Source organism: Streptomyces sp. NBC_01341, from assembly GCF_035946055.1.
Classification (GTDB): Bacteria; Actinomycetota; Actinomycetes; order Streptomycetales; family Streptomycetaceae; genus Streptomyces.
The window spans coordinates 3,764,072-3,780,739 of record NZ_CP108364.1; the positions used below are offsets into that span (position 1 = coordinate 3,764,072).

Annotated in this window: 10 protein-coding genes; 7 read left to right on the forward strand and 3 right to left on the reverse strand. The window is 68.0% G+C overall.

The window, feature by feature from the left end; all coding sequences use genetic code 11:
• The first annotated feature begins 169 nt into the window (after positions 1-169).
• Together OG206_RS16615 and OG206_RS16620 are read left to right on the forward strand one after the other, a co-directional pair.
• Positions 170-1,288 (forward strand): lipid II:glycine glycyltransferase FemX, encoded by a 1,119-nt coding sequence (locus OG206_RS16615; RefSeq protein ID WP_327116763.1) that lies wholly within the window; start codon positions 170-172, stop codon positions 1,286-1,288.
• A gap of 82 nt (positions 1,289-1,370) precedes the next feature.
• Positions 1,371-2,402, forward strand: a complete 1,032-nt coding sequence (locus OG206_RS16620; protein WP_327116765.1) for an alanine racemase — start codon at positions 1,371-1,373, stop codon at positions 2,400-2,402.
• Positions 2,403-2,415: 13 nt separating this feature from the next.
• On the opposite strand, the gene OG206_RS16625 is transcribed toward OG206_RS16620, so the two are convergent.
• Complete coding sequence (locus OG206_RS16625) at positions 2,416-3,924, reverse strand: glycosyltransferase family 87 protein (protein WP_327116767.1); 1,509 nt, start codon at positions 3,922-3,924, stop codon at positions 2,416-2,418.
• 164 nt (positions 3,925-4,088) lie between these two features.
• Positions 4,089-6,788, reverse strand: coding sequence for a transglycosylase domain-containing protein (locus OG206_RS16630; protein ID WP_327116769.1), 2,700 nt, complete (start codon positions 6,786-6,788; stop codon positions 4,089-4,091).
• Between the two features lie 386 nt (positions 6,789-7,174).
• Between OG206_RS16630 and OG206_RS16635 the strand changes: the two genes are divergently transcribed.
• The 3 genes from OG206_RS16635 (at position 7,175) to OG206_RS16645 (ending at position 10,396) form a co-directional block, all read left to right on the forward strand.
• The gene (locus tag OG206_RS16635; protein ID WP_327116771.1) at positions 7,175-7,876 is read left to right on the forward strand and encodes a PadR family transcriptional regulator; all 702 of its coding nucleotides are present in this window, start codon (positions 7,175-7,177) and stop codon (positions 7,874-7,876) included.
• Positions 7,877-7,937: 61 nt separating this feature from the next.
• Entirely contained in the window at positions 7,938-9,020 is a 1,083-nt protein-coding gene (locus OG206_RS16640) for an inositol-3-phosphate synthase (RefSeq protein ID WP_327116773.1), read from the forward strand.
• Positions 9,021-9,106: 86 nt separating this feature from the next.
• Positions 9,107-10,396 (forward strand): MFS transporter, encoded by a 1,290-nt coding sequence (locus OG206_RS16645; RefSeq protein WP_327116775.1) that lies wholly within the window; start codon positions 9,107-9,109, stop codon positions 10,394-10,396.
• A 129-nt stretch (positions 10,397-10,525) separates the two neighbouring features.
• Here OG206_RS16645 and OG206_RS16650 read toward each other — a convergent pair whose 3' ends face one another.
• Positions 10,526-11,968: a CCA tRNA nucleotidyltransferase gene (locus OG206_RS16650; RefSeq protein ID WP_327116777.1), complete on the reverse strand. Its 1,443-nt coding sequence runs from the start codon at positions 11,966-11,968 to the stop codon at positions 10,526-10,528.
• 178 nt (positions 11,969-12,146) lie between these two features.
• On the opposite strand from OG206_RS16650, the gene OG206_RS16655 reads away from it, so the two are divergent.
• Both OG206_RS16655 and murJ read left to right on the forward strand, forming a co-directional pair.
• Positions 12,147-14,444: a DUF6049 family protein gene (locus OG206_RS16655; RefSeq protein WP_327122298.1), complete on the forward strand. Its 2,298-nt coding sequence runs from the start codon at positions 12,147-12,149 to the stop codon at positions 14,442-14,444.
• Positions 14,445-14,493: 49 nt separating this feature from the next.
• Positions 14,494-16,653 (forward strand): murein biosynthesis integral membrane protein MurJ, encoded by a 2,160-nt coding sequence (gene murJ, locus OG206_RS16660; RefSeq protein WP_327116779.1) that lies wholly within the window; start codon positions 14,494-14,496, stop codon positions 16,651-16,653.
• Positions 16,654-16,668: the final 15 nt, after the last annotated feature.

Genomic DNA, 16,668 nt, shown 5'->3' on the forward strand with positions numbered 1-16,668 from the left:
CGACTCCGGTCGGCCACCCCCGCAGCGCTCCAGCAGGCCATGCGGCGAGGCGGCAGCCCGGTTCGGTCCCGACGGGGCCGGGCCGGGCGCCCGTCGGCCACAGTAGGCTTCGGCGCGAGAGCCGGAGCCCCTGACCGATGGGGACACACCTGCCGAGGAGCGCCCCAGCATGAGCCTGACCCTGAGGACCATCAGCCGAGAACAGCATCTGGCCTACATCCAGAGCCTCCCCTCGGCCAGTCACTGCCAGGTCCCGGCGTGGGCTGATGTGAAGACCGAGTGGCGCTCCGAGAACCTCGGATGGTTCGACAAGAGCGGCGAGATGGTCGGCGCCGGACTGGTGCTCTACCGCCAGTTGCCCAAGATCAAGCGCTATCTCGCCTACCTTCCCGAGGGCCCGGTCATCAACTGGTACGCCCCGAACCTGGACGAGTGGCTCCAGCCGATGCTCGCCCACCTGAAGCAGCAGGGCGCCTTCTCCGTGAAGATGGGCCCGCCCGTGGTCATCCGGCGCTGGGACTCGGCCGCCATCAAGTCGGGCATCCAGGATCCCGACGTGAAGCGGCTCCGCGACGTCGAGGCGAGCCACATCGAGCCCCGCGCCTTCGAGGTCTCCGACCGGCTGCGCAAGATGGGCTGGCAGCAGGGCGAGGACGGCGGAGCCGGCTTCGGCGACGTGCAGCCGCGTTACGTCTTCCAGGTGCCGCTGGCCAATCGCTCCCTCGAGGACGTGCTGAAGGGCTTCAACCAGCTCTGGCGACGCAACATCAAGAAGGCCGACAAGGCCGGCGTCGAGGTCGTGCAGGCCGGTTACGAGGACCTCGCCGAGTGGCAGCGGCTGTACGAGATCACCGCCGTGCGAGACCACTTCAGGCCGCGCCCGCTCTCGTACTTCCAGCGGATGTGGACGGTCCTCAACTCCGAGGACCCCAACCGCATGCGGCTGTACTTCGCCCGGCACAACGGAGTGAACCTCTCGGCTGCCACGATGCTCGTCGTCGGTGGCCACGTCTGGTACTCCTACGGCGCCTCCGACAACATCGGGCGCGAGGTCCGTCCCTCCAACGCCATGCAGTGGCGGATGCTCCGCGACTCGTATGCCATGGGCGCGACCGTCTACGACCTGCGCGGCATCAGCGACTCGCTGGACGAGACCGACCACCTCTTCGGGCTGATCCAGTTCAAGGTGGGCACCGGCGGGGAAGCCGTCGAGTACGTCGGGGAATGGGACTTCCCCCTCAACAAGCTGCTGCACAAGGCGCTCGATATGTACATGTCGCGCCGCTAGGCGCACCCCGGTCACGATCACCACCAGCTCCTCTCCCTCATCTCACTTACACCGCAGCCACCAGAAAGGTTCCGGGCCGGCCATGGCGCTCTCCCTCTACGTCGACACCGCGCGCTGGCGGGCGCACCAGAAGTCCGTGCTCGACCAGTTCCCGGGGCTCGTCCCCGTCTGCAAGGGCAACGGATACGGCTTCGGCCACGAGCGGCTGGCCGACGAGGCGATCCGCTTCGGGTCCGACACCCTGGCCGTCGGCACCACGTACGAGGCCGCCCGCATCAAGGACTGGTTCAGCGGCGACCTGCTGGTGCTGACCCCCTTCCGCAGGGGCGAGGAGCCGGTGCCGCTGCCCGACCGCGTCATCCGCTCCGTCTCCTCCGTGGACGGCGTACACGCCCTGGTGGGCGCGCGGGTGGTCATCGAGTGCATGAGCTCGATGAAGCGCCACGGCGTGAAGGAGGAGGAGCTCGGCCAGCTGCACGCGGCGATAGAGGACGTGCGCCTCGAAGGGTTCGCCCTGCACCTGCCGCTCGACCGCACGGACGGTTCGGACGCGGTCGAGGAGGTCATCACCTGGATGGACCGTCTCCGCGCCGCCCGGCTGCCCCTGCACACGATGTTCGTCAGCCACCTGCGTGCCGAGGAGCTGGCCCGCCTTCAGCAGCAGTTCCCGCAGACCCGCTTCCGCGCACGCATCGGCACGCGGCTCTGGCTCGGCGACCACGAGGCCACCGAGTACCGCGGCGCCGTGCTCGACGTCACGCGCGTCGTCAAGGGCGACCGCTTCGGCTACCGCCAGCAGAAGGCCGCTTCCGACGGGTGGCTCGTGGTCGTCGCCGGCGGAACATCCCACGGTGTGGGCCTGGAGGCTCCGAAGGCCCTGCACGGAGTGATGCCCCGCGCCAAGGGTGTCGCACGCGCGGGGCTGGCCACGGTGAACCGCAACCTGTCGCCGTTCGTCTGGGCGGGCAAGCAGCGCTGGTTCGCCGAGCCGCCGCACATGCAGGTGTCGATCCTCTTCGTTCCCTCGGACGCCCAGGAGCCGAGCGTCGGCGACGAACTGGTGGCCCACCTGCGCCACACGACCACCCAGTTCGACCGCCTCGTGGAACGGTAGCCCGGCCCTCCCCTCAGTCGGACGCCGTCCGGCCGGCGGTGCCCCACTCCACCCGCGGTCCTTCGACCGCGGGTGCGGTGTTTCCGGCCGCACGGCGGTCCGCCGGACCCGCGAGCGCGACCTTGTCCGGCGCACCGTCGAGCACCCCGCCCGACGGGTCGTCGGCCCCGTCGCGCCGCACGGGGTCCCTCTCCGGCCTCAGGATGTCCCTGACGACCATGGCGCACAGGTAGAGCGTTCCCACCAGGTGCAGGAGGATCGCGACCTGGTAGCCCTCCTGCGGCAGCCCCTGGTGCTTGTCGCCGCTCGTCGTGTAGGCGAGGTAGAACCAGATGCCCAGGAAGTACGCGACCTCGCAGGCCTGCCAGACGAGGAAGTCGCGCCAGCGCGGCCTGGCCAGCGCGGCCAGCGGGATCAGCCAGAGGACGTACTGCGGCGAGTAGACCTTGTTCGTCAGGATGAACGCGGCCACGACCAGGAACGCGAGCTGCGCGAATCTGGGCCTGCGCCGGGCTCCCAGCGCCAGCCCGGCGATCCCCGCGCACAGCACGATCATCAGTGCCACGGAGGCGGTGTTGACCGTGTCCACGTCGATGGGCCTGCCGGTGCGCTGGGTGATGATCAGCCAGAAGGAGCCGTAGTCGATCTGCCGTTCCTGACTGAACGTGTAGAACTTCTTCCAGCCCTCGGGGGCGTACAGCATCACCGGCAGGTTCACCACCAGCCAGGCCGCGGCCGCGCCGAACACGGCGGAACCGCACTCGCGCCACTTCCCGGCCCGGAAGCACAGCACCAGCAGGGGCCCCAGGAGCAGCACGGGATACAGCTTGGCGGCCGTCGCAAGGCCGATCAGGACGCCGAACGCGAGGGGCCTGCCCCGGGACCACATGAGCATCGCCGCGGCCGTCAGCGCGACGGCGAGCAGGTCCCAGTTGATGGTCGCGGTGAGGGCGAGGGCCGGGGCGAGCGCGACGAGCAGGCCGTCCCACGGGCGGCGCCGGTGCGTACGGGCGACGCACACCGCGATGATCACGGCGCAGATCATCAGCATGCCCGCGTTGACCATCCAGTAGATCTGCTCGCGCTGCTGGATCGGGTCCGAGGACGGCGTCAGCGTCAGCCAGGACGCGATCTGCATGAACAGGCCGGTCAGGACGGGGTACTCAAGGTACGCCATGTCGCCGCTGAGCCGGTCGAAGTACGGCACGAGGCCGTCGGCGAAGCCGCGCCCGAGGTAGAGGTGCGGGATGTCGGAGTAGCAGGCGTGCGTGTACTGCGAGCTGGTGCCGCGGAACCAGGCCCAGTCGTAGCAGGGGACCTTCTGCACCATGCCGAGTGCGAACATCCCGATCGCCAGGAGCGCGATGACGCGCACCGGGGTGAGCGGCCCGGAACCGAACCGCGCCCAGCGGCCCTTCGGCCCGCCGATCAGTTCGCTGCCCGCGGCGGCGATCTCGTCCTGTCGCGTGGGCGGTACGACGGACGGCTCCTGGTCCACGCTCGTGGCTTCTGCGCTTGGCATGCCCCACATCCTGCCGTACGGCGCTGTGTGCGGGCGTGGGCCGCCCACGCGACGCACGAGGGCCGCCGGCACCTGGCTGGTGCGGCGGCCCTCCTCATACGCGTCGGGCGGGCCCTGGAGGGCTTCCCGGAGGGCGGTGGTGGTGTCCACCGCCCTCTGCGGCGCTATCCACCGCCTCCGAAGAGCGCGCCGTTGCTGTTCGAGTTGCCGTTGGTCGTGCCCTGCGTCGTGCCCTGCGTCGTGCCTTGCGTCGTGCCTTGCGTCGTGCCGGTGTCAGTACCGCCGTCCGTGGTCCCGGCGTCGGTCCCTGCGTTCGTGGTCCCGTCGGTGGTGCCGCCGTTGTCCTGGCCCGCGGTCGCTCCGCCGTTGTTCTTGCAGTCCCAGTCGAGCGGCGCACACGTGTCGCTCGGCGTGGGGGACGGGGTCGTCGGGGTGGGCGACGGCGTCTCGGGGGCCTTGGTGGTCTCCGAGGGCGAGGGAGTCGGGCTCGGCGTCGGGCTGGGGCTGGCGCCACCGCCGTAGAGCTTCTCGCCCCACGGTTCGGGCTTCGGGAAGTTGATGACCTTCTTGCCCTGCATGGCGTCGGCCATGTAGTCGTGCCAGATCTGTGCCGGGAACGAGGCACCGTGGATCGACTTCTCGCCGCCGGTGCCGTACATCTCAAGGAACTTGCGGTTCTTCTTCGTCTCGTCGTCGTCCAGCCGGAACATGCTGACGGCGGTGGACAGCTGCGGGGTGTAGCCGACGAACCAGGCCGACTTGTTGCCGTCGGTGGTACCCGTCTTGCCCGCCACGTCGCGTCCCGGCAGCTGCGCGGGTGTACCCGTCCCGTGCTCGACGACGTTCTTCAGCACGTCGGTGACGTTGTCCGCGATGGCAGGGGAAAACCGGTTCTTGGTCTCCGTCTCGTGCTGGTAGATGACCTCACCCTTGTGCTTCACCTCGGTGACCGAGAAGGGGTCCCGCTGCTTGCCGCTGGTGGCGAAGGTGGCGTAGGCGCCGGCCATGCGGATGGCACTCGGAGAGGACGTGCCGATGGAGAACGAGGGCACGTTCGAGTCGGCCATGAACTCGTCGTCACGCAACCCCGCGTCCATCGCCGCCTGCTTGACCTTGTCGGTGCCGACGTCCATGCCGAGCTGGACGTAGGGGGAGTTCGCCGACTCCTGCATGGCGTAGCGCAGGGTGACGGGCCCATAACTGTGGTCACCGTCGTTGGTCTGGAGCAGCTCGGCCTGGTCCTTCGCGCGCCAGACCTCGCCGTTGTACTTCGTGATCCTCAGCTTGTTGTCGCCGTTGTAGATACTCTTCTGCGACACGAGCTTGCGGTCCGAAAGGCCCTGGTCCTCAGGGAGTTTCGGGTCACGCTTTCCGTACTGCATGGCGGCTGCCAGCACGAACGGCTTCCACGTCGAGCCGACCTGCGCACCGGTCGCGTCCGCGTTGTTGGTGTAGTGCTTCGTCGCGTCCTGGCCGCCGTACGTGGCGACGATGGCACCCGTCTTGGTGTCCACCGACGCGCCGCCGAACTCGACGTGTGTGTCCTTGTCGGGACGCTTCTTCGGGTCGATCTTGGCCTTGTAGACCGTGTTGATCGCCTTCTCGAGCTGTTTGACCTTCTTCTTGTCGAAGGTCGTGTGGATCTCGTAGCCGCCCAGGGCGAGTTCCTTGCCGGTGACGTGCCTCTTGTTGTGCGCGAGGAAGTACTTCCTGGCGAGGTCGACGAGGTAACCGGTCTGGCCGCCCAGTGCGTCGTCCGTCTTCGGCTCCTGCGGCATGGGAAAGGTCGTGTACTTGGCACGCTCGGCCGCCGGCAACCGACCGTCCTTGACCTCCTCGTCGAGGATCCACTTCCAGCGGGCCTTGGCCCGCCGGGTGTTCTCCTTCTTTGTGGCCCTCACCGGGTCGATCTCAGGGGCACCGGCGGGGTCGTAGTAGCTCGCGCCCTTGAGCAGCGTCGCCAGGAAGGCGCACTCACTGGGGTTCAGTTCCTGGGCGTCCTTGTTGTAGTACGCACGCGCCGCGGCCTGCAGTCCGGAAGCACCACGTCCGTAGTAGGAGACGTTGAGGTACCCCTTCATGACCTTCTCTTTGCTCTCCGTCTTGCCGACCTTGAGCGTGATGAAGAGTTCCTTGAACTTCCGGCTCAGAGTCTGGTCCTGGGTGAGCATGGAGTTCTTCACGTACTGCTGGGTGATCGTCGAACCGCCCTGTGTGTCACCCCCCTTCGCCATGTTGTAGAAGGCGCGGGCGATGCCCATGGGGTCGATGCCCCTGTCGTGTTCGAACGACTTGTTCTCGGCGGAGATGACGGCGTTCCGCATCGCCACCGGAATCTGGGCGTACTCGATCTCCTGGCGGTTGACGTCACCGCCCGCGGCGGCCATCGGCGTGTCGTCGGCCCAGTAGTAGATGTTGTTCTGGGCGGTGGCGAGGTCCTTGGGCTCCGGCGGCACCACCAGGGCGTAGGCGATGCCGGCGGCGCCCATCATGACGCCGAGAAAGCCCAGGGCCAGGCCGGAGAACAGCTTCCACGACGGAACCCAGCGACGTGCACCGTACTTGCCGGCCCGCGGGTAATCGATCAGGCGCTTCTTGCCGGAATCGGCGCGCCCCCTGCCACGCCCTTCCTGACCGCTGTTGTCACCACCTCCCCGTCGCCTGCTCCCGCCCCGCTGGGCGGCACGGCGCGCCTCGGCGCGGCCGCCGGGCGACGACTCCTCGCCGTAGGTGTCGGAGGGTGACTCTGAAGTTGCTCTGCGTGACGCATCAGTGCGACGTCCAGCAGGCTGTTGGGCGGCTCGTCTGGCCGCTGCGCGCCCGCCACCTTGCGGTTGGGACGCTTTGCGACGGTGCTCGCTCATCGAACGACTACTCCTCGGGCAGGCAAGAGTGCCTGGAAGCGGCAGTTGAGATCCGGTCCCCCCGAATTACGGACAAGCCCTGCGGAAGGCCCACCCGCGCTGCATCCGGCAGTCCGCGATAACGGACGCGCCGGGCCGTCTCGCGGTTCCCGGTGGTCTGCATGCCGCACAGACTACGCACGGTCAAAAACCTCCGGGGACCGAACTTCACCCCAAATCACGCAAGTCGCTCCCTATGAATCCCTGATGTGACGCCGCTCACGAACCGCGCCCTTGTCGAACATCACGGACCGATCTATCGTGCTGATGTATCGAGTCGATACATCAGCACGGCATAAGGTGGGCCCACGGCCCCGCGGACGCAGGGTGAAGAAGGGACGGCGAAGGTGAGCAGACGCTCCGGCATCCTCGAATTCGCCGTACTCGGCCTGCTCCGTGAGTCGCCGATGCACGGGTACGAGCTGCGGAAGCGCCTCAACACGTCGCTGGGAATCTTCCGCGCCTTCAGCTACGGCACCCTCTACCCCTGCCTCAAGACGCTGGTCGCAAGCGGCTGGTTGATCGAGGAGCCGATGAGCGTCCCGGCGTCGCCGCCCACCACAGGCCGCGGGGTCACTCCCACGTCCTCACTGGCGGGGCGACGCGCCAAGATCGTCTACCGGTTGACGGGGGAAGGTAAGGAGCACTTCGAGGAGCTGCTCTCGCACACCGGCCCGGACGCCTGGGAGGACGAGCACTTCGCCGCTCGTTTCGCCTTCTTCGGGCAGACGGAGCGCGACGTGCGGATGCGTGTGCTCGAAGGGCGCCGCAGCAGGCTGGAGGAGCGCCTCGAGAAGATGCGCGCCTCGCTGGCCCGCACCCGGGAACGACTCGACGACTACACGCTTGAGCTGCAGCGACACGGCATGGAGTCCGTGGAGCGCGAGGTGCGCTGGCTGAACGAGCTCATCGAGAGCGAGCGGTCGGGAAAGGATCGTCGCCGATCCTCGCCCGAGGGCTCCTCTCAGCACGAAACATCAGGAGAGACGGGCGGCCTGCCCCGGCACGGGGACCAATCCCGGCCGGATCCGTCCGACGACACCAAGTGAAATCCCCGCAGAACCGCGTGCGGTACCGGGGAACACCGAGAACACACAGGGAGCAATCGGCATGGGTTCGGTTCGCGTAGCCATCGTCGGCGTGGGCAACTGCGCCGCCTCACTGGTGCAGGGCGTCGAGTTCTACAAGGACGCCGATCCGGCCGGCAAGGTGCCCGGCCTGATGCACGTCCAGTTCGGCGACTACCACGTGAGTGACGTCGAGTTCGTCGCCGCCTTCGACGTCGACGCGAAGAAGGTCGGCCTCGACCTCGCGGACGCCATCGGCGCCAGCGAGAACAACACCATCAAGATCGCCGACGTGCCCCACACCGGCGTGACCGTTCAGCGCGGCCACACCCACGACGGGCTCGGCAAGTACTACCGCGAGACGATCGAGGAGTCCACCGAGGCCCCCGTCGACATCGTCCAGACCCTCAAGGACAAGCAGGTCGACGTCCTCGTCTGCTACCTGCCCGTCGGTTCCGAGGTCGCTGCGAAGTTCTACGCGCAGTGCGCCATCGACGCCAAGGTCGCGTTCGTCAACGCCCTGCCGGTGTTCATCGCCGGCACCAAGGAGTGGGCGGACAAGTTCACCGAGGCCGGCGTCCCGATCGTCGGCGACGACATCAAGTCGCAGGTCGGCGCCACCATCACGCACCGCGTGATGGCGAAGCTCTTCGAGGACCGGGGCGTCATCCTGGACCGCACGATGCAGCTGAACGTCGGCGGCAACATGGACTTCAAGAACATGCTCGAGCGTGAGCGCCTGGAGTCCAAGAAGATCTCGAAGACGCAGGCCGTCACCTCGCAGATCCGCGACCGTGAGCTCGGCGCCGACAACGTCCACATCGGCCCCTCGGACTACGTGGCCTGGCTGGACGACCGCAAGTGGGCGTACGTGCGCCTCGAGGGCCGCGCCTTCGGCGACGTCCCGCTGAACCTGGAGTACAAGCTCGAGGTCTGGGACTCCCCGAACTCCGCCGGTGTCATCATCGACGCCGTGCGCGCGGCGAAGATCGCCAAGGACCGCGGCATCGGTGGCCCGATCCTCTCGGCCTCCTCGTACTTCATGAAGTCCCCGCCGGTCCAGTACTTCGACGACGAGGCCCGCGAGAACGTCGAGAAGTTCATCAGCGGCGACGTCGAGCGCTGATCGACCCGGGCGACGCTTGTTCGCTTCTGTGAGGGGTCCCCGGGCAATCCGCCCGGGGACCCCTCATGTGTGTGACCCTTGCGCACATGCCTGTCGTGCGTGATCTTCGCGTGCTCCTGCGCCTGAGGAACTTCCGTCGCCTGCTAGCCGTACGGCTTCTCTCACAGTGTGCCGACGGCGTCTACCAGGTCGCGCTCGCCACTTACGTCGTCTTCTCACCGGAGAACCAGACGACGCCTGGGGCCATCGCCTCCGCCATGGCCGTACTGCTGCTCCCGTACTCGCTGATCGGCCCCTTCGCCGGAGTACTGCTCGACCGCTGGCCACGCCGCCAGGTCTTCCTCTACGGCAACCTCCTACGGGCCGCCCTGGCCTGCTGCACGGCCCTGCTGCTCCTGAGCTCGGTCCCGGACTGGCTCTTCTACGTTTCCGCCCTCTGCGTCACCGCGGTGAATCGCTTCGTCCTGGCCGGCCTCTCGGCGGCCCTGCCCCGCGTGGTGGACACCGACCGGCTCGTCATCGCCAACTCGCTCTCGCCGACTGCTGGAACGCTGGCCGCCACGGCGGGCGGAGGTCTCGCTCTGGCCATCCGACTGCTGACCGACGGGTCCGACGCGACGGTGGTCCTTCTGGGTGCTCTCCTCTATCTCCTGTCGGCCGTGGCCTCCCTGACGCTGCCCCGCACCCTCCTCGGGCCGGATCGGGGCCAACACCATGTGCGGGTGCGTGAGGCGCTGAGCACCACGGCGTCGGGTCTCCTGGCCGGGCTGCGCCATCTGGCGGAACGCAAGGACGCGGCACGGGCACTGACCGCGATGACGGTGCTGCGTTTTTGCTACGGGGCGCTCACCGTGATGCTGCTGATGCTCTGCCGGTATGCCTGGTCCGACAGCGAGTCCGACGGTCTGGCCCTGCTCGGTCTGGCACTCGGCGCCTCAGCTGCGGGATTCTTCGTGGCCGCCCTCGTCACACCGTGGGCCGTCGGCCGACTCGGCCGCTTCGGCTGGATGGGAGGGTGCGCCGGAGCGGCAGCTTTGCTGGAACCGGCACTGGGACTGTCGTTCGCCCCCGTCCCGATGGTGGCGGCGGCGTTCATCCTCGGGCTCATCACCCAGGGAGCGAAGATCACGACGGATACACAGGTGCAGGCATCCGTGGACGACGCCTACCGCGGCCGGATCTTCTCTCTCTACGACGTTCTGTTCAACGTCGCCTTCGTCGCGGCCGCCGCGCTGGCCGCCCTCGTGCTTCCCAAGGAGGGGCGGTCCGTCGTCGTGGTGGTGACCGTGGCGGTCCTCTACGCCATGACTTCGGCAGCACTGTTGCGGCGACGCCGTGCGCACCTGGCGTCGGCACGCGTCCGCGCCAAGGAGTGAGGGGTGCTGTTTCACGTGAAACAGCACCCCTTCACCGGCTTGCCCATCCGTTTCGCGGGTCATGTTTCACGTGAAACATGACCCGGCTCAGCGCGGTCGGCCACACCCGCGCACACGTTCAGGACCGTGTCAGTCCTGAGCGGCCCACCACTCCTTCAGAGCGGCAACCGCGGCATCACGCTCCACCGGCCCGTTCTCCAGCCGCAGCTCCAACAAGAAGGCGTACGCCTTCCCGATGGCAGGGCCCGGCCCCACACCCAGAATCTGCATGATCTCGTTGCCGTCCAGGTCCGGCCGGATCGCATCCAGCTCCTCCTGGTCCTGCAACTGCGCGATGCGTTCCTCGAGCCCGTCATACGTGCGCGACAGGGCATTCGCCTTGCGCTTGTTCCGCGTCGTGCAGTCCGATCGCGTCAGCTTGTGCAGCCTGTTCAGCAGTGGCCCCGCATCCCGCACGTACCTGCGTACAGCGGAGTCGGTCCATTCGCCGTCACCGTAGCCGTGGAAGCGCAGATGAAGCTCCACCAGCTTCGAGACGTCCCTCACCAGGTCGTTGGAGTACTTGAGCTCCGTCATCCGCTTCTTGGCCATCTTCGCTCCGACCACCTCGTGGTGGTGGAACGAGACACGGCCGTCTTTCTCGAAGCGACGCGTCCTCGGTTTGCCGATGTCGTGCAGCAGGGCGGCCAGCCGCAGCACGAGGTCGGGGCCGTCCTCCTCGAGATCGATCGCTTGCTCCAGGACCGTCAGGGAGTGCTCATAGACATCCTTGTGACGGTGATGCTCATCACTTTCCAGGCGCAGCGCGGGAAGCTCGGGCAGCACCCGGTCGGCCAGACCGGTGTCCACGAGCAGTCCCAGACCCTTGCGGGGGTGCCCGGACAGGAGCAGCTTGTTGAGCTCCTCACGGACTCGCTCGGCAGAGACGATCTCGATGCGCTCTGCCATGTCGGTCATCGCCGTGACGACGTCAGGAGCGACGTCGAAGTCCAGCTGGGCGGCGAACCGAGCTGCACGCAGCATGCGCAGCGGATCATCGGAGAACGAGGCTTCAGGTGTACCCGGGGTACGCAGTACGCGCTGATCGAGGTCGTCGAGCCCGCCGTGCGGATCGATGAACTCCTTCTCAGGGAGTGCGACAGCCATGGCGTTGACCGTGAAGTCGCGGCGCACGAGGTCTTCCTCGATCGAGTCGCCGTAGGAGACCTCCGGCTTGCGCGAGGTCCTGTCGTACGCCTCGGACCTGTAGGTGGTGACCTCGATCTGATAGCCGTCCTTCTGCAGACCGACGGTGCCGAAGGCGATACCGACCTCCCAGACCGAGTCCGCCCAGGGCCGGACGATCTTGAGTACGTCCTCCGGGCGCGCGTCGGTGGTGAAGTCCAGATCATTTCCGAGCCGGCCGAGCAACGCGTCGCGGACGGACCCTCCGACCAGAGCGAGACCGAATCCGGCTTCCTGGAATCGTCGGGCGAGGTCGTCGGCGACGGGGGAGACCCGCAGCAGTTCGCTGACTGCGCGGTGCTGCACCTGGCTCAGGGCACGGGGGCTGTCTTCGTTGGCGTTCGGCACAACAGAAAAGGGTACGTGCCCGGACCGGCCCGGGCGTCACCGTTTCCGGCGGCCCTGCGAGACTCTCCCGATCATGTGGCATGGTCCCCGGCACTCAGCTCGCGGGCTCATCGTTACCATGCGTGGACGCAGAGACCGGCAGGACCGGCATCCAACCGACGACGAGGGACGGGTACGCGTGGCCGAGGCGGCAGACTTTCAGGGGATGAAACCCTCCCCTGCCCGCCGGTGGCTCCGGCGCACAGCCTCCTTGATCGTCGGGGCACCGCTGATCACCGGCCTCCTGGCCGGCCCCGCGGCGCTTTCCGCGCAGGCCGGGCAAGCCGCCAAGGCCCCCACCGGATCACGCACCGTCGATGTGTCTCTGGACACGCTCTCTCCCAGCGCACCGGTCGAGGGCGACACCCTCAGCATCTCCGGAACCCTGACCAACAAAGGCAAGAAGGCGGTCACCGATGCCGAGGTCGACCTGCGGGTCGGGCCGACGCTCTCCGGCAGGGGCGCCATCGACGAGGCGGCCGAGCGCACCGGGTACCTGCCCGGCAGCGACCCGGCCAAGCTCGGTGGCAAGTACTCGGTGAAGGTCTCCAAGCTCGCCCCGGGGGTCAGCCAGGACTTCACCCTCGCGGTCCCGGTGGACAAGCTGGACCTGGACGACGAAGGCGTCTACCAACTGGGGGTCTCCCTCACCGGCAAGACCTCCGACTACGCCTACGACCAGGTGCTCGGCATCCAGCGCACCTTCCTCCCCTGGCAGCCCGAGGACAGCAAGGGCAAGACCAAACTGACCTTCCTCTGGCCGCTGATCGCGTCGGCCCACGTCACGGCTGAGACAGGCTCGGACGAACAGCAGACGCCCGTCTTCTCGAACGACGACCTGGCCCTCGAACTCGCTCCCGGCGGCCGGCTGGAGCAGTTGGTGTCGCTGGGAAGTCCGCTTCCCGTGACGTGGGTGATCGACCCGGACCTGCTGGCTTCGGTCGACGCGATGACCAAGAACTACCGCGTCAGAGTCGGCGACAAGACCGTCGCGGGGACCAACCAGGCCATCGCCAAGAAGTGGCTCAACGACCTGGAAGGGGCCGTCAAGGACGGCAAGGTGGTGGCTCTGCCGTTCGCCGACCCGGACCTGGCCTCCATCGCCCACCGCGGCAAGAACGTCTCGGGCACCCTCAGCCACCTGCAGACGGCGACCGAGGTGGCGGGCAAGACCGTGGAGACGGTTCTGCACGTCAAGCCGTCGACCGACTTCGCCTGGCCGGTGGACGGCGCGATCGACCCGTCCGTGGTGGATGTCGCCACGTCCGCCGGCGCGCACAAGGTGATCGCCCGCAGCGACAGTCTCGACGAGACGGGGGGGCTGCCCTACACGCCGACATCGGCCCGGCCGATCGGCGGTGGCACCACCGCCGTCGTCGCGGACCACCGGCTGTCCACGGCGTTCACGGGCGACATGGCCAAAGCCGGCGCCTCGACACTCGCCGTCCAGAAGTTCCTCGCCCAGACGCTCGCACTGACGGAGCAGGAATCCGACGGCGAACGCAGCATCGTCGTCGCCCCCCAGCGCGCTCCCACCGCCGCACAGGCCCAGACCATGGCACGTGCGCTGCAGGCCCTCACCCCCGAGCGCTGGACACAGCCACTCGATCTGGTGGCGGCCGCGGACGAGAAGCCGGACGCCCAGGCCACCACCAAGGTGCCCAGGGCGTCCCAGTACCCGAAGAAGCTGCGCAGCCAGGAGCTGCCCACACAGGCGTTCCAGGACATCAGGACGACGCAGGACTCGCTGAACAATTTCCAGGTGATCCTCACCCAGTCCGACAGGGTGGTGACCCCCTTCGGGAACGCGATCAACCGCTCCGTCTCGACATCGTGGCGCGGGAGGCCACTGGAGGCGCAGCGGTACCGCGATTCGGTCCGTACCTACCTGCAAAGCCTCACCGACGAGGTGCAGCTGATCGCGAAGTCGGATGTGACCCTCTCCGGGCGCAGCGCGACGATCCCCGTGACCGTGCAGAACAAACTGGTCCAGGGTGTCGACCACTTGGTGCTCCGTCTGACCTCGGGCAATGCCACACGCCTGAAGCTCAACGACGGCGGAGCGGTGGCCGAAAAGCCGATCCAGATCGCCGGCGGACACAGCCAGTCCGTGAAGTTCGACGCCTCGGCCAACGCCAACGGGCAGGCACACGTCACGGCACGGCTCTTCACCACGGACAATGTGCCGTACGGCGAGGCGATGACCTTCACCGTGAAGGTCTCGGAAGTCACGCCCACGGTGCTTCTCGTCATCGCCGGCGGGCTGCTCCTGCTGGTCCTGGCCGGCATCAGGATGTATACCCACCGCAAGCGCGCCGCCGCCGATGGCACGGTGGAGGGCGGCGGCGGTGAACCCGAGCAGCCGAGTGACCCGCGGCCGGACACCGGTCCGGAAAGCGGTGCCCCGTCGGGCCCGGGTGAGAAAGTGGACCGTTGAGCGACGTCTGTCGGGGCCGGTCGGCCGCGGACAATGAGGTGGGGTTTCGATGAACGCGCCGTACGACGGTGACCGCGGCCAGGGCGCGGGCGGGGCTGGGTCCTCCAGTGGTCCGCCGGTGCCGCCCGGCTCCGGCCAGGACGGGGAGATCCCTGACCCGTACCTGCAGCACGCGTACGACCACGATCCGTACCGCGCCCAGGACCTCGCCGCGCAGGATCCGGTGGCCGAGGCGCTGTACGACCGCGCCTCGCACCCGCCCCCGCCTCCCGGGACCTACCAGGAGCCGCAGGCGCTCTACCAGCAGCCTCCCGCGGCCCAGTACGCTCCCGACCCCCGGATCTGGGCTCAGACACCGCCACCGGAGCCTGCGGGCCCCTCTCGGCACCTTCCGTACGGTGACAATGCCGCGACCACCCAGTACGTGGGGGTGGACGACCTGGTGACGCGAGCGTCGGACGACCGTGAGGACCAGGACGCCTTCGCTCACCTGTTCCGCGACCAGGAGGGGTCGGGCCGCCCTCCGGGCCCTCCCGCCGAGCCGGAAGCCGCTCCGGTACCCGTGCCGCCCAAGTCCGGGGGCCGGGCCGGCGGGATACTGAAGTCGAGTGCCCTCATGGCCGCGGGCACCATGGTGTCCCGGCTCACAGGCTTCGTGCGCAGCCTCGTCATCACTGCCGCGCTGGGTGCCGCTCTGCTCGGTGACAGCTTCACCATCGCGTACACCCTGCCCACGATGATCTACATCCTGACCGTGGGCGGCGGGCTCAACTCGGTCTTCGTCCCGCAACTCGTCCGGTCCATGAAGGACGACGCCGACGGCGGCGAGGCCTACGCGAACCGGCTGCTGACGCTGGTCATGGTCGCACTGGGTGCGATCGTCGCGGTCGCGGTCTTCGCGGCCCCGTGGCTGATCCACCTCATGTCGAGCCCCATCGCGAACGACCCCGCGGCAAACAGTGTGGCCGTGACGTTCGCCCGTTACTGCCTGCCGACCATCTTCTTCATGGGCGTGCACGTGGTGATGGGGCAGATCCTCAACGCCCGCGGGAAGTTCGGCGCGATGATGTGGACCCCGGTCCTCAACAACATCGTCATGATCTGCACGTTCGGTCTGTTCATCTGGGTCTACGGCAGCTCCGCCGAATCCCGGATGGGTGTCGAGACGATCCCTGCGGACGGCGTCCGCCTGCTCGGCATCGGCACCCTTCTGGGCCTGGTCGTCCAGGCGCTGGCCATGATTCCGTACCTGCGCGAGGCGGGGTTCCGCTTCCGTCCCCGTTTCGACTGGAAGGGACACGGGCTCGGCAAGACGGTCAAGCTCGCCAAGTGGACCGTCCTCTTCGTCCTTGCCAACCAGGCAGGCGTCATCGTCGTCACGCAGTTGGCCACCTCGGCGGGCAAGCTCTCGGGCAAGGACGGAGCGGGCTTCCTGGCCTACTCCAACGCCCAGCTGATCTGGGGCATGCCGCAGGCCATCATCACCGTGTCGGTCATGGCCGCCCTGCTGCCCCGCATCTCCCGGGCAGCCCATGACAACGACCCAGGGGCAGTCCGCGACGACATCTCGCAGGGACTGCGCAACTCGGCCGTCGCCATCGTCCCGGTCGCCTTCACGTTCCTCGCGCTCGGCCTGCCGATGTGCACCCTGCTGTACGCCTCCAGCGGTACCGAGGCCGCACGGTCCATGGGCTTCATCCTCATGGCGTTCGGTCTGGGCCTGATCCCGTACTCCGTGCAGTACGTCGTGCTGCGCGGCTTCTACGCGTACGAGGACACCCGCACCCCGTTCTACAACACGGTCATCGTGGCTGCGGTCAATGCCGCCGCGTCAGCACTCTGCTACGTGGTTCTTCCGGCTCAGTGGGCAGTCGTGGGTATGGCGGCCTCGTACGGGCTGGCCTACGCGGTGGGCGTCGGCATCGCCTGGCGCCGGCTGAGCAACAGGCTCGGCGGTGGTCTCGACGGCGCCCGGGTGGTGCGCACCTACGCCCGCCTCTGTCTGGCGGCGCTTCCCGCGGCCATCGTCGGCGGCGTCGTGGGCTTCGCCCTTCTCGCGGCTCTCGGCGACGGGGCCGGCGGTTCGGTGGTGGCGCTGGTCTGCGGCAGTGTCATCCTGCTGGGCATCTTCTTCGCCGCAGCCAAGAAGATGCGCATCGAGGAGCTCAACGGCATGGTCGGCATGGTCCGGGGACGACTCGGACGCTGAATGCACGCCGGACCG

Excerpts from the sequence above, each read along its gene's own strand:
- OG206_RS16615 (WP_327116763.1), top strand. The coding sequence starts at position 170 with ATGAGCCTGACCCTGAGGACCATCAGCCGAGAACAGCATCTGGCCTAC.
- OG206_RS16620 (WP_327116765.1), top strand. The coding sequence starts at position 1,371 with ATGGCGCTCTCCCTCTACGTCGACACCGCGCGCTGGCGGGCGCACCAG.
- OG206_RS16625 (WP_327116767.1), bottom strand. The coding sequence starts at position 3,924 with ATGCCAAGCGCAGAAGCCACGAGCGTGGACCAGGAGCCGTCCGTCGTA.
- OG206_RS16630 (WP_327116769.1), bottom strand. The coding sequence starts at position 6,788 with ATGAGCGAGCACCGTCGCAAAGCGTCCCAACCGCAAGGTGGCGGGCGC.
- OG206_RS16640 (WP_327116773.1), top strand. The coding sequence starts at position 7,938 with ATGGGTTCGGTTCGCGTAGCCATCGTCGGCGTGGGCAACTGCGCCGCC.
- OG206_RS16645 (WP_327116775.1), top strand. The coding sequence starts at position 9,107 with ATGCCTGTCGTGCGTGATCTTCGCGTGCTCCTGCGCCTGAGGAACTTC.
- murJ (WP_327116779.1), top strand. The coding sequence starts at position 14,494 with ATGAACGCGCCGTACGACGGTGACCGCGGCCAGGGCGCGGGCGGGGCT.